Source organism: Pseudoduganella ginsengisoli (assembly GCF_009720865.1).
Taxonomy (GTDB): domain Bacteria; phylum Pseudomonadota; class Gammaproteobacteria; order Burkholderiales; family Burkholderiaceae_D; genus Rugamonas; species Rugamonas ginsengisoli.
The window spans coordinates 138,728-151,336 of record NZ_WNLA01000019.1 but is presented as its reverse complement, the minus strand read 5'-3'; the positions used below and the strand labels follow the sequence as shown (position 1 = coordinate 151,336).

Below are 12,609 nucleotides of genomic sequence, written 5' to 3'. Positions count from 1 at the left end.
ACTGGTGCGCCGTCAATGCCGATAGCTGCGTCAGCAATAATCCAAAGGCTTGCATTTCCATGATACGTCTCCAGTCCCGGGATGTGATTCCTTGGACCGGACGCCGATGGGAAAGTTCCACGATTAATGCAGACAGCGCTTTTTTTATTCCGGCCCCTCTTGATAATTGTCATCGCGCTGTCATATGGGGAGCGTAGACTTCTCTACATCTGCTTCACACACAACCGATATGTGTGGAAGCAGAAAGGTGCGCTGAACGCGCACCGACCGAATTCACGATCGAAACGATCAGACCTTCCCGCCCGCTTTCATCAGCGGGCGTTTTTTTTGCGCGCTATGGTATTGTTCCGGCCATGCTGAATCTCATCCAACAATTCGTCTTGACGCCGGTCCATGCGAACTTGCGCTACCGGACCGCCCTCGTGTTCTACAGCCTGATTTTGATCCTCGGCTCCATACCCGGCGCGCGGCAAGATATCGGCCAGCTCGCATCGGGCCTGATCCTCCACTCTTGCGCATATGCAGGGATCACGTTCCTGTTATTTACCGGGGGCCGGGGCAGCCTGAAAGCGCGCGCCATCAAAGCCATATTGATCGTGGCGGCAATGGGCGCGCTCGATGAAGTGGTGCAGAGTTTCTTCCCTTACCGCCATGGCGCGGTCAGCGACTGGCTGGTTGACGTCACGTCAGCTGCCGTGACCGCCAGTGTCATGTGGTGTGTGTGGAAGCGCCACAAAGTCGCCTGATCCGCCCGGCGCCAGCCACGCCATCCCCGACGCGCGCCACACATCGCGCCGCATTTCCTGCAATTGTTCCGCACGCGCCTGCCGCACCAGCGCGTGCAGCGCCTGCCGCAAAACGTGGCGCTGGCGCGCGTCCGCTTGTGCGCCATAGACAGAGAAAATCAATTCGTTGATGACCGCTTCAGTGGAACTCGTATACATAGGCTAATCCTATTGATTTCTGACATGCAATTATTGCTTTACGTCCACGACGACTGTTTGACTTTCCTCAATCGTGCTCGCTCTGAATAGAACGAATGGCATCATCGGTGATCCAACGTAACCGAGCCCGCGCTCATTACAAGGAGATCGAAAATGAAGACAAGTGTCATTGCTTTGACTGCCATCGTGGCAGCCCTGACAGCCTGTGCATCCAGCGACCGCAGTACAGGCAGCACGGCGATGAATGACGACACCAGCTCTAGCGTGTCGTCCACCTCCCCGGCATCCAGGCCGACGCCAGGCACGGCGTACAACAGCTCATCAAATACCAGCAGCAGCCCGGCGACGCCGCAAAACTGGAGCGGCGTGGTGACTGCCGTGGATCCTATCCTGCGCCAGGATGCAGCCGCGATGGGTGTCGGCATGGCCGGCGCCGCTGCTGCCGGCGGCACGCTGACGAATGAAGGTTCGCCCAATGACAAGGTGTACCGCATCACCATGCGGGCCGATGACGGTACCACCCAGGTGGTCGTGGTCGACAATATGCCGACCTACAAGGCGGGAGACCGGGTGCGCTACCGCAACGGCTCGGTCCAGCGTGAATAGCGCTTGGCCGGGCGCTTAATTCAGCGCTTAATACAATTGCTCGACCTGGTAGCCACGCTCCCGCAGCAGTTGCGGCACGCTGTGGTCGCCCACCAGATGCAGCAAGCCCACGCCGACAAACGCCACCTGGTCTTGCTGCATGATGGCTTGGATCGATGTCGCCATTTCCGGGTTGCGTTTGCCCAGCAAAGTGCGCTCCATGAACGCGGCGGACACGGTTTCGCCGCTGGTCAGGGTTTTCCACGATGCGTGGATGCCGCGTTTGTCGGCACTGCTCCAGGCATCCAGCAAATTCGCGGTTTTCGTCAGTGATACGCCGCTGGCCAACTCCGCCAGGTTTTCACGCAAATACGCTTCCTGTTGCGCATCGGTCAATGTGTCAAACAGGCTCAACTGGTAATCCGCCGACTCCAGTTCCCGCAGCGGCTTGCTTTGCTGCATAGCTGTCTTCAACAGGTAAGATTCAACGCCGTTGCTGCGCCGGTACCCTTGCCGTTCAATTTCCGCGCCCACCAGCACATTGGCCAGCAGCCATGGTTTGAAATGTTCCATGCTGGCCAGCGACATGCCTGCTTTGCCCAGCGCGCCATCGAGCATGGCCAGTGTTTCCGCCGACACGTGATTGCGCACGGAATCGCCCGGCGCATAGCGGGCATAGCGGGCCAGCGCTTGCTGGAACGCCGCTTCGCCGCGGATATCCAGTTCCAGCACCAGCGACGTCGATTCCGCCAGCGCCTGCGTCACCTGCGGTTCCAGCGGGTAAAACGCCTGCTTACCCACATGCACGGTGCCGAACAGATAACTGGTCTTGCCATCATGGCGGACCCGGTACAGCGCGCCCCGGCGCGGCGGGTCAATTTCAGCGGCGGCAGCCGACGACGCACGCTCAACGTGCGCATTAACAGACATATCCATCGAATATCCCGGACGGCTAACCGCCACCAGCAGTGAGCAGATTGCCAATAAAGTGCGACGCATACAGGTCTCCCTGCCGTGAAGCCGGCAAGCATGGAGTTCTCAACATTGGGGAAAAGGAAAGGCGGGCAGGCGCTGGGGCCGTCTTGATCCATCAGAGTTGATGGTAAGACTTATTTTGCGGCAAGGAAATGAATTAAGAACAAAGGAAACGAAAAACAACGGAGCGCAAGCGCCCCGTTGTCTTCTTCACTAGCCAAACCGGCATTACTTCGCCAATTCGACCAATGCCGCCGTATACATTTGCAAATTCAACAGCAACTGTTGCTGGGTAATGAATTCATGTTCAGAGTGGCCCGTGTATTTGGCATCGGGCATGGCCGGACCGAATGCGACAGCTTTCGGGAACAGCCGCGAATTGGTGCCGCCGCCGATGGACACCGGCTTCGCGTTGGCCACCCCCGTGTAATGGGAAAACACGTCCAGCAGCACCGGCACTTGCGGTGCATCACCCTGCACCCACGGTTCGCCAATTTCCATGTGAATGCGCGCCTGCGGCGCATGCAGCCGCTTCCACTGGTCGAACGCCTGCTGGAATTGCGCAGTCAAATCCGCCTTGTTTTTGCCGCGGGGGCGGCGCAAATTAATCGTCAACTCCATGGTTCCGCTCTTTTGCGCCAGCACCGTCGGCGCCACCGTCATCGGCCCCATGAACGCATCGCGGTAAGCAACTTTGCCGAACCGTTCGCCATGAAGACCGGTGCCCACCATGTCATTGATGAAGTCCACCATCGCGCCCGCGGACGACGTGCCCCATGGCCGCACTTTCAACGCATCGGCCAGCATGGCGATGGCATTGACGCCTTCTTCCGGCTTCGACGAATGCGCCGACAAGCCCAGCGCCGTCACCTTCAAATCCTTGCCCTGCCACGCAGTCTGGTAGCGCATGCCCTGTTGCGCCGCGCCCCGCTTCTTGATTTGCGCTTCCAGCGCGCGCGTTGCATTGGCAATCACGGCGCTGGCATCTTCCGGAATCTGGCTGGCGAAATAACCGCCGGAGAATTCACGTACGACCGGATCCTTGCCTGCCTTCGACGCCTTGGACGCTTGCAGCGGCGGAATCGTCACGGCAACGCTGCCCCACCCTTTTTCCGCCGTCACGACCGGGTATTCCGCATCAAGCGTGATGTTCAGCTGCGGCGGCTTGTTCTCTTTCAAAAATGCTTCCAGCGGCGCCCAGTCCGATTCTTCCGCCATGTACACATACAATTCCAGCCGGCGGCGCATGGGTACTTGCTGGTCCTTGATGGCTTTCATCGCATACAGCGCCGTGGCGATCGGGCCCTTGTCATCTTCCGCGCCGCGCGCAATCAGGCGGCCCGGTTCCGACGTGGCGTCGAGCTGGAACGGCGACCTGGCCCATTTGGCGGGATTCACCGGCTGCACATCGCCGTGCGTGATGATGCCGACGCGGTCTTCCGACGCGCCGTAGCCGATCACCACTACCATGCCATGGTCGCGGTAATCAAATCCGAGGCGCTCCGCCTCTTCTTTCAGGTATTGCTTGAACCCGATATGCTGCGGGTTTTTCTCGCCCGGCACTTTCGGATCGGCCACCGTATTGAAGCTGACCATCATGGCCAGGCTGGCCGTCAGCTGGTTCGCATACGTATCGAGCGCATAGCGCGCCGCCGACGTGGCAGGTGCGCTCAATGGCGCGGCATGGAGTGCAGGCATGGCCGCGGCCAGCAACGTTGCGAGAGTGATTTTCTTCAGCATGTATCCCCTGTTTTTCTTTATCGATATGATGCGGTTATCCTGGCCAGCCCGCCGTCGTGCAGCAGTTGACCGATAGCGCGGTTGACGTCGTCCACCGCCACGCTGCCGCGCGGCGACACGGCGCACAGCGTGCGGTAAGTTTTTACCACCAGCGGCGGGTGGATATCCAGCTTGCCGCCCTGTTTCAAAAAATAATCCACGAACAAATTCGTGGTTTCCGCGTGCTGCACCCGCCCCAGTTCCAGCTTGCGCAAACTGTTCAAACCCGACGCGGTATCGGCGCGCACGAAATGCTTGCCCAACGCATGTTCCAGTTCCGGATACACATAGCCCAGCACCGTGCCTACTTGCTGGTCCGCCAGGTCAGCCAGCGCCAGCGGCCGGCGCGCGCTGCGGCGCGTGATGACGACTTCGGTAAACGGGAAAAACGGCATGCTCCAGTGCAGGGGCCCCGGCAGCCATTCCGGCATGTACAGGCACAGGATGTCGCCCTCGCCCTGCTCCAGCGCGTGGCCGATGCGCTTGCGGGGCCACACCTTGAATTGCGGTATGCGGCCCAGCCGCTCGGCAATGGCGGCGCCCAAATCGCGGTGCAATCCCGCGGCCAATACGCCGTCGCGGATATCGGCCAGCGGCATATGGGAGCCAGTATCAACCAGGACAACAAGCGACTGCTGCGGTGCGGAGGGAGCTGGCGGGATTTCACCCGGATCCGACGCGTGCGCCGGCAACGCTGCACACAGCAGCTGCATCGCCAGCAATACGGACCAGGAGCATCGTTTCATGACAGCGACTGATTGTACGGGAATCCCGCAAATCACGTCAGGCTGCCGCCAGAATCAGGGATGGAAAGAGGTGGAGGGATGGGTGTGGCGATGGTGGTTTGTTAATGGGCCCAGATCCGCAACTGTCCCTGCATGTTCATCGTGCCATTGATATTCACGCTGCCCATGGTACTGGCCACCGGCGCCAGCGGATCGCTTTGCACGCTGAGCGACTCAAAGCCCAGGTTCGAGAATTTCAGATATCCCGGCAAAGTCACGGCCACATAATCCGTGCCATCGGGTTTCTTCGCCACGTCGACGTGCACGCCCGCCATATCGACCACGCCGCGCACGTTTTTCAGCACGACATAGCGCTGCGCGCCGTCGCCGCCAAAGCCCAGCGACATGCGGCTGTCCGCCACCGCCCCCACCAGGGTGGGATCATTGATGACGATGTGTGCGGCAATGCTGACGCCGTCGCGCGCAGCCACCTGGCCCAGCGCTTCGTCATCGAGCTGCTTCATTTCACCAGCGCGGACAGCGCAGCAGCACAGCATCAGCAACAGCAGCAAAGCGTTAATCATGTCAGCGCCGGAATCTGACGTCGAGGTACTGGATCTGGATCGATCCGATGCGCGAAGACCCCAGGTCCACGCTGCCGCCCGACGGATTGTTGAAGGAGATATTGCCGATGGCCAGGCCACCGGCCGGTGCAGCACCCGTACCGTTGCGTGCGTCCGGCCAGTCGATGCCGATATGCAGGCGCGGGCCGCTGTCGTCATTGAGCGCATTGAGGATGCCCGGCTGCGACGCCACGTGCGCCAGTTGCCACGCGTCCCCCGTGAAGTTGCCATTGCTATCGACTGCGCCCAGCTGGATATTACTGAGCGCCATCTGGCCTGACATGTCATTGCGGCCCACGGGACGGTAAGCCAGCTGGCCGATATCGACGCGCAGCGCGGCGCCCCATGCGATACCGTCCACGTTTTGCGGCGTGGAGAATTGCAGTCCGCCGCCGCGGAACACCATATCGTTGATCACCACGGCGCCATTGTCGCGCGTGATGCCGTTCGACTGCATGCCCCAGTCGTACGCGAATTGCCAGCGCTGTTCGCCAGCGGCATTGGTGGGGAATGACAGCTGCATCACATCGGCCAGGCCGTTCTGGCCCTGCACGATATCGATGCGGTATGGATCGGCAAACGCATCGCTGGAATCCGTGCGCGATGCTGCCAGATTGCCCTTGTAAATGCTGGAGCCGTTCGGCGCGGTATAGGTCACGCGCACGTCGCCGCTCATGGCATAGCCATTCAAGTCAAAGCTGACGCCATCGCGTCCGCGCACAGCCGACAAATCACTGTCCGCCAGCGGCTGCATGGCCAGGGCCGGGCCGGCAAGGAGCGCTGCGGCCAGCGCCAGCATTTTTTTCGCCTCCATCTCAGCGCCCCTTCGGCAAATTCGGCGGCGTCACGCCATTGGTGGTCAGCGCGGTCAGCTTGTCGCGCCAGTTCAGCCACACGCCGGCTTGCGCCATATCGGGCGCCTGGCCATTGGCGCCCGGTGCGAATTGCACGCCCGTCTTCAACATGGAAATCCAGAAGTCGCGGCTTGGGCCCGATGCATCGCCCGCCGTCACGGCGCCCACTTGCGACATCTGCAGGCACGAGCCCGTGCACGCGCCATCCCAGCGCTTGCCGAAGCCCGCCACGTCCGTGCGCGTATCCATGGCAATGGTGGAACCGTCCGCCGCCGTTCCCGTCACGCGCATGGAACCGGACAGCGTATTGAGTTTGATGCCCACGTCGCCGCTGATGGCGTCAAAGCCGATGCGCATGCCGACCACTTCGCGCGGCTTGCCATCGTTGCCGCTCTTGTAGACGAATTCGATGTAGGGGTTGGAAATATGCACCAGGCGGTTTGCATCGGCGCCATCGCTGCGGCCAAATTGCAGCAGCGGCATATCAATGTCGGCGCCCAGGCCATTGCGGCCGGTCACCGTGTATTCGCCCAAACGGGTATTGCGGATATTGGCGCTCAGCGTGATGTCCGCATCGAGCGCGGCGCGGCTGAAATCAAAGCCGCCATAGCTGGTATTGCTCATTTCGACCAGACCCTTGCCGTGTACTTGCGACAGGTCCTCTTCGCTCATCGGACGCAGTTGCGCATGGGCGGCAGTCATCAGACCGGTGGTGCAGAAAGTACAGGCGAACAAGGCCAAGGCGCGGGGCGCCTGTTTGATCGTGAACATGGGATATCCTGCGGAAGAGCGGAGGTGCAGCGCTCAGCGCCGCACCTTCGCGAAGATTTAAAACAGGCGCCTGTTTCAGGCCCCCATCTCAAAGCATCAAGCCCAGATTAGTGAGCCCAGATGTAGACAGCGGTGCCGCGCAGGTCGATGTCTTTCATGGCGAACGAGCCATACGACGCGGTGCTGTTGCCCATCTTGATCGAGTCAACCGACATGTTCAGCAGGTTGGTGGTGCCAACGTTAGGGATGGCGATTTTCACCACGTCGCTGGTGCCGTCGTGGAAGCCGGCAGCCACGGCGCTAGGAACGTTCACGCCCAGGGCGGTCATTTCAGCGCCGAACTGCTTGGCGTTGACGATGTCCAGGGTTGCGGCGATCAGGCCGGTCACTTTGATGCCGTTGAAGGACACCGAACCACCACCGAAGCCGGTCGTAGGATCAGCCTTGTCGGTGTCGGTGTAGGTGAACGAACCGATGTTCACGTTCAGGTTAGCGGCGATCGACACACCGTCTTGGCCGCTCACGGCGGACAGATCTGCGTCCTGGATTGGGGTCATTGCGGAAGCTGCGAAAGCCAGGGTCGACAGAGCGAAAGCGGCGGCGGTTTTGATCAGTTTCATGCTTGGTATCTCCAGAGTTTAGTTATCAAAATTTAAAAACTTCGTGTCGTACAAGGGACTGAAGGTACTGCGAACCTCGGCGCCGCAACTGGTTTTGAGCCCGGTAAGGCCACGCCAGCCTGGCGCTTTGTCTTAATATTTATTTAATATTAATTAAAACTATCTTACGTTTTAGCTTCGGACCCCGTCCATCGTCACGCGCTGACTTTCGGGGCCAAGCAACATGCCTGAGAAGCCGAAAGATTAGTGCGCCCAGATGTAGACAGCGGTGCCGCGCAGGTCGATGTCTTTCATAGCGAACGAACCGAACGAAGCGGCGCTGTTGCCCATCTTGATCGAGTCAACCGACATGTTCAGCAGGTTGGTGGTGCCAACGTTAGGGATGGCGATTTTCACCACGTCGCTGGTGCCGTCGTGGAACTTGGCAGCCACGGCGCTAGGAACGTTCACGCCCAGGGCGGTCATTTCAGCGCCGAACTGCTTGGCGTTGACGATGTCCAGGGTTGCGGCGATCAGGCCGGTCACTTTGATGCCGTTGAAGGACACCGAACCACCACCGAAGCCGGTCGTAGGATCAGCCTTGTCGGTGTCGGTGTAGGTGAACGAACCGATGTTCACGTTCAGGTTAGCGGCGATCGACACACCGTCCTGGCCGCTCACGGCGGACAGATCTGCGTCCTGGATTGGGGTCATTGCGGAAGCTGCGAAAGCCAGGGTCGACAGAGCGAAAGCGGCGGCGGTTTTGATCAGTTTCATGCTGGTGTATCTCCATGTGGTTGTAGTAGTGGCATTCCCGTTGCCAGGTCTTGCTTTTGAAACAAGTTCCTTGGCTGAAAATCATTGCTCCGTTAGCAACTTAAATTTATGGTAGGCGAGCCAAACTACAACAGTCCACCCCGGCGCGATGACCGGCAAAGCCAACCGCTTGACCGGGCGAGACACCCAGAGTGGGCGCGGTGTTGCGGGGTTGTGGCTTGCGATAGCATGCTTTGACGCTTGCACGTTAGAGGCTCGAATCTAATTTTTTTAATGCTGACCTAACGCAAAGCATGGCTTAATCCAATTACAAAAAAACAATCAAACGGTACGTGCACAAATAGCACGATCGTTCGTACTGGAGACATGGGAACATGAAGCAAGTGAATTTGGGACGCCAGCCGTCCCAGGGGACCGTGCATCGCGCAGCCCCTTCCAATCGTGCAATTCGTCACCGCAACCTGCCAGCCGGCGCATGTTCTGCCTGCGCATTTACTTTCGGCGCATTTACTTTCGGCGCATTTACTTTCGGCGCATTTACTTTCGGATTACTGCCATGCTGATGCTACTGATGGGCATACTCGCGGCCGCCATTGGCGGCGCCGGCGTGGTGGAACGCAAAGTGCCGCTGGACCGTCCGCAAGACCAGTTTGAAATGCCACACACGATGCTGGCCAACTCCGGCGCGTACACGGAACCCGTGACGATGGAACCGTACTCGAAACTCAAGTACCGCAACATCGTGCACCAGGCTTACGACTACAGCTGCGGTTCCGCCGCGCTGGTCACCATCCTGAACTACCACCTGGGCATCATGGTCGATGAGCAGGCGGCCATGGAAGGCATGCTGGACAAGGGTGAAAAAGACAAGATCATCGAGCGCCGCGGCTTTTCGCTGCTGGACATGAAGCGCTACGTCGCATCGCTGGGCGTCACGGGCGCCGGCTTCCGCGCTGAGATCAAGGATTTGATGCAGTTGAACGAACCGGCCATCGTCCCGATCGATTATGCCGGCTTCAAGCACTTCGTCATCTTGCGCGGCATCCGCGACGGCGTGGTTTTCATTGCCGATCCGTCTGCCGGCAACATCGTGTTCTCCGTCGAGGAATTTGCCCGCTGGTGGGACAAAAACACGCTGTTCATCATCACACCGCCAAAAGACAAACCCGCGATTGCGCAACTGGCGCTGACTGACCGGGAACTGGGTGTGGTCGACATGGACCGCGTCACCAACCGTGGCCGCCTTGGCGGCATCAATAACAGCACCCTGCTGCTGGAACGCGCCGTCAATTCGGGCGTCGCCGGTACCTGGATGCATCGTCAATAAGGAAAGACCATGAAGTACCCTACCCTGCGCGCATGGTGCGCCGCCGCCCTCCTGTTGCCTGCAATTTCGGCGTTGGCCCAATCGTCCGCCCAGCCATCGGCAGCCGATGCGCGCGATGCGCTGGCCAAGAAAGAAGGCGAAGGCGACCAGAGCGCCCTGCTGAAACAGACGCTGACTGCCGTCGACAAGCAATACAGCATGATCAAGAAAGGCCAGGTGCAAGTTACCTATGACTTGAACTATGCGTACATCGGCCAGGAAAAAATCGTCACGGACATCGGCACTGCCGGCCTGACGCTGTTTGAAATTGAAAACGTCAGCTCGCACACAGTCACCAATACCATCTCGGCCGACTACGGCATCTTGAATAACCTGACCGGCAACGTGACGCTGCCGGCGATTTCCCGCTATGCCACCGTCAAGGGCCACAGCGGCATTTCCAATTCGGTCGGCGACATTGGCCTCGGTGCGCGCTGGCAGCCGATCGAATCGCGCCGCGATTCCGCCAACTATACGGTCACCGGCAACGTGCGCCTGCCGACCGGCCGCAGCCCGTTCAAGATCGTGTCCGGCAGCGGCCAGGCCACGGGCAGCGGCGTGACGTCGTTCACGGGCGGCTTGAACATCAACCGCATCGTCGACCCGGTCGCCCTGTTTGGCTCCGTCAGCCTGGGCGGTTCCCTGCCCGCCAAGCATTTATATCAGGTGACGGGTACCCGCATCCTGACCCGCGTGGCGCCTGGCATGAACATCGGCTTCGGCATGGGCTTCGCTTACGCGCTGTCGTATGGCATTACCACCACGATGTCGTTCCAGGAATCGATTTCCGCCGGTTCCAAGCTGCGCTTTGCCGATGGCTTGAATGCAAAAACGTCGACGCAAACGTCCGGCATGCTGAACTTCGGCCTGGGCTACCGCGTGTCGCCAAAAACAACAGTCAACGTATCGGTCGGCATCGGCGTGACGGCGGATTCGCCGAACATGAGCCTGGGCATGAACCTGCCACTGGCATTCTGAAATGGCGCGCGCAACCATATTCCGGGGTTTTCCAAGGCTGCTGCCGCTGGCAGTGGCGCTGGCCGGCGCTTTTGCCGCGCCGGCCCAGGCTGCGCTGATGGAAAACCTCACCACCAGCACCATTGCCATGGCGCTCGGTAATGCCGTGACGGCCGATCCGCCCGGCGTGGACGCTATCCACTTCAATCCGGCCGGACTGGCCCGCATCAAGGAAGACCGCGAGTACCATTCCGTATTTGGCGCATCGATCCGCACCGGCGCCACGTTCAAGCAAGGGCCGGGCTTCGATATCGGCGGCTGGACGGAAGACCCGCTGAATAATACGTCCACCGGCCCTGTGCGCCAGGGCATGTATGTTCCCGGCTATGGCAAGCCAGGCTGGCGCCTGCCAGGCGTGGTGATCCCCAACCTGGGCTTTGTGTGGCACAAGGAAGGGTCGAAGTTCACGTTCGCCACTGGTTCTTATATGGCGCAGGCGATGAGTGTGGACCGCACCAAGGACCCGAACGATCCGGGCCGCTTCGATGGCCGCCAAATCCAGATCCAGCGCCTGGTCTATGCCTCGCCATCGATCGGCTATGAATATTCGGACACGCTGCGCTTCGGCGTCGGCGTGCCGATTGCGCACGCGGCGTTTGTCGTCAACACCGATATGCGCATGCCCAACGAACTGCTGGGCATTATGGGCAAGCTGCAACAGGGCTGGTGCCCGGAAAACGGCGGCAACCTGCTCGACACGTTCGGCTTCGGCCTGTGCGGCGGCGGCAAGGAAGGGATGGTCAATCCATTCAAGAAGGCCGCCAACATGAGCGTATCGCTGACGGCGCCATTCGACCCGACCTTGAACCTGGGCGTGCTGTGGGAACCGAAGCCATGGTTCGCCATCGGCGCTGTGTACCAGGGCGGCACGAAGACCAAGTATTCCGGCACGTACGCGTTCACCACCGAGCCGATGTTGCGTAATTTCGTCAAAGGCTTGAATTCCGGTTTGCTGGGCCCGATCGCGGGCGCCGTACTGGGCTTCCCTTCGTCGATTCCGGAACTCCAGCATGGCAACATGACGGCGACGATTCCCTTCCCCACGCACGTGCAGGTCGGCGTCAAGTTCAAGCCTGTCCGCTATGTGCAGTTCAACGTCGACGCCAGTTACGCCACGTGGGGCGAATGGGATGCGCTGACGTTTGAATTTGACCAGAGTGTCAAGTTGCTGGAAGTGGCGCGCCTGTACGGCATTGCCGATTCCACCAAGCTGAAAATGCCGCGCGGTTACAAGAGCCTCGTGAATTTCGGCTACGGCATCCAGCTATTCCCGACCGATAAGCTGACCCTGCGCTTTGGCCTGGAGCCGCGCAAGAGTTCCATCCCGTCCAACAAGATCGACCTGGTGGCGCCGCTGCCGGACACCAAGCTGTGGGGCATTGGCGCAGCATACCGCTTCAACAGCGGCCTGGAACTGAGCCTGACGGGTTCTTATATGGTCGGCAAATTCAATAACCCGGCCAACAGCAGCTGCAACATGAACTGCTACAAGTTCGACAACATTATTTACAACCCCTACGCCGGTATGGACGTGGCGGGCGACATCAAAGTCCGCTATGTCGGATTCAACCTCAGCAAGAAGTTTTAAGGAGAC

At 59.8% G+C, this 12,609-nt stretch carries 14 protein-coding genes; 5 read left to right on the top strand and 9 right to left on the bottom strand.

Features of this window, described 5'->3' with window-relative positions; genetic code table 11:
• The first annotated feature begins 353 nt into the window (after nucleotides 1–353).
• Entirely contained in the window at nucleotides 354–746 is a 393-nt protein-coding gene (locus GM668_RS23425) for a VanZ family protein (protein ID WP_155441381.1), read from the top strand.
• Here GM668_RS23425 and GM668_RS23420 read toward each other — a convergent pair.
• Nucleotides 687–944, bottom strand: a complete 258-nt coding sequence (locus GM668_RS23420) for a hypothetical protein (protein ID WP_155441380.1) — start codon at nucleotides 942–944, stop codon at nucleotides 687–689. The genes GM668_RS23425 and GM668_RS23420 overlap by 60 nt on opposite strands.
• Before the next feature lie 153 nt (nucleotides 945–1,097).
• Between GM668_RS23420 and GM668_RS23415 the strand changes: the two genes are divergently transcribed.
• Nucleotides 1,098–1,550, top strand: a complete 453-nt coding sequence (locus GM668_RS23415; protein ID WP_155441379.1) for a hypothetical protein — start codon at nucleotides 1,098–1,100, stop codon at nucleotides 1,548–1,550.
• Nucleotides 1,551–1,577: 27 nt separating this feature from the next.
• Here GM668_RS23415 and GM668_RS23410 read toward each other — a convergent pair whose 3' ends face one another.
• The 8 genes from GM668_RS23410 to GM668_RS23375 all read right to left on the bottom strand — a co-directional run bounded on the left by GM668_RS23410 (nucleotide 1,578) and on the right by GM668_RS23375 (nucleotide 8,632).
• Nucleotides 1,578–2,465, bottom strand: coding sequence for a TraB/GumN family protein (locus tag GM668_RS23410; RefSeq protein WP_155441378.1), 888 nt, complete (start codon nucleotides 2,463–2,465; stop codon nucleotides 1,578–1,580).
• Between the two features lie 267 nt (nucleotides 2,466–2,732).
• Nucleotides 2,733–4,244 carry a dipeptidase gene (locus GM668_RS23405; protein ID WP_155441377.1) on the bottom strand — a complete coding sequence of 504 codons (1,512 nt, stop codon included), beginning with the start codon at nucleotides 4,242–4,244 and terminating at the stop codon, nucleotides 2,733–2,735.
• A gap of 17 nt (nucleotides 4,245–4,261) precedes the next feature.
• Nucleotides 4,262–5,029: a substrate-binding periplasmic protein gene (locus GM668_RS23400; protein WP_155441376.1), complete on the bottom strand. Its 768-nt coding sequence runs from the start codon at nucleotides 5,027–5,029 to the stop codon at nucleotides 4,262–4,264.
• A gap of 101 nt (nucleotides 5,030–5,130) precedes the next feature.
• Nucleotides 5,131–5,592, bottom strand: a complete 462-nt coding sequence (locus GM668_RS23395) for a hypothetical protein (RefSeq protein ID WP_155441375.1) — start codon at nucleotides 5,590–5,592, stop codon at nucleotides 5,131–5,133.
• Nucleotide 5,593: 1 nt separating this feature from the next.
• Nucleotides 5,594–6,445 carry a DUF6160 family protein gene (locus tag GM668_RS23390; protein WP_155441374.1) on the bottom strand — a complete coding sequence of 284 codons (852 nt, stop codon included), beginning with the start codon at nucleotides 6,443–6,445 and terminating at the stop codon, nucleotides 5,594–5,596.
• Nucleotide 6,446: 1 nt separating this feature from the next.
• Nucleotides 6,447–7,256 carry a hypothetical protein gene (locus GM668_RS23385; RefSeq protein ID WP_155441373.1) on the bottom strand — a complete coding sequence of 270 codons (810 nt, stop codon included), beginning with the start codon at nucleotides 7,254–7,256 and terminating at the stop codon, nucleotides 6,447–6,449.
• A gap of 107 nt (nucleotides 7,257–7,363) precedes the next feature.
• Nucleotides 7,364–7,876 (bottom strand): DUF6160 family protein, encoded by a 513-nt coding sequence (locus tag GM668_RS23380; protein ID WP_155441372.1) that lies wholly within the window; start codon nucleotides 7,874–7,876, stop codon nucleotides 7,364–7,366.
• A 243-nt stretch (nucleotides 7,877–8,119) separates the two neighbouring features.
• Nucleotides 8,120–8,632, bottom strand: coding sequence for a DUF6160 family protein (locus GM668_RS23375; RefSeq protein ID WP_155441371.1), 513 nt, complete (start codon nucleotides 8,630–8,632; stop codon nucleotides 8,120–8,122).
• A gap of 556 nt (nucleotides 8,633–9,188) precedes the next feature.
• Between GM668_RS23375 and GM668_RS23370 the strand changes: the two genes are divergently transcribed.
• The 3 genes from GM668_RS23370 to GM668_RS23360 are packed head-to-tail and all read left to right on the top strand — an operon-like array spanning nucleotide 9,189 to nucleotide 12,603.
• Nucleotides 9,189–9,959, top strand: a complete 771-nt coding sequence (locus tag GM668_RS23370; protein WP_155441370.1) for a C39 family peptidase — start codon at nucleotides 9,189–9,191, stop codon at nucleotides 9,957–9,959.
• A gap of 9 nt (nucleotides 9,960–9,968) precedes the next feature.
• Entirely contained in the window at nucleotides 9,969–10,976 is a 1,008-nt protein-coding gene (locus tag GM668_RS23365; protein ID WP_155441369.1) for a transporter, read from the top strand.
• Nucleotide 10,977: 1 nt separating this feature from the next.
• The gene (locus tag GM668_RS23360; RefSeq protein ID WP_155441368.1) at nucleotides 10,978–12,603 is read left to right on the top strand and encodes an OmpP1/FadL family transporter; all 1,626 of its coding nucleotides are present in this window, start codon (nucleotides 10,978–10,980) and stop codon (nucleotides 12,601–12,603) included.
• Nucleotides 12,604–12,609: the final 6 nt, after the last annotated feature.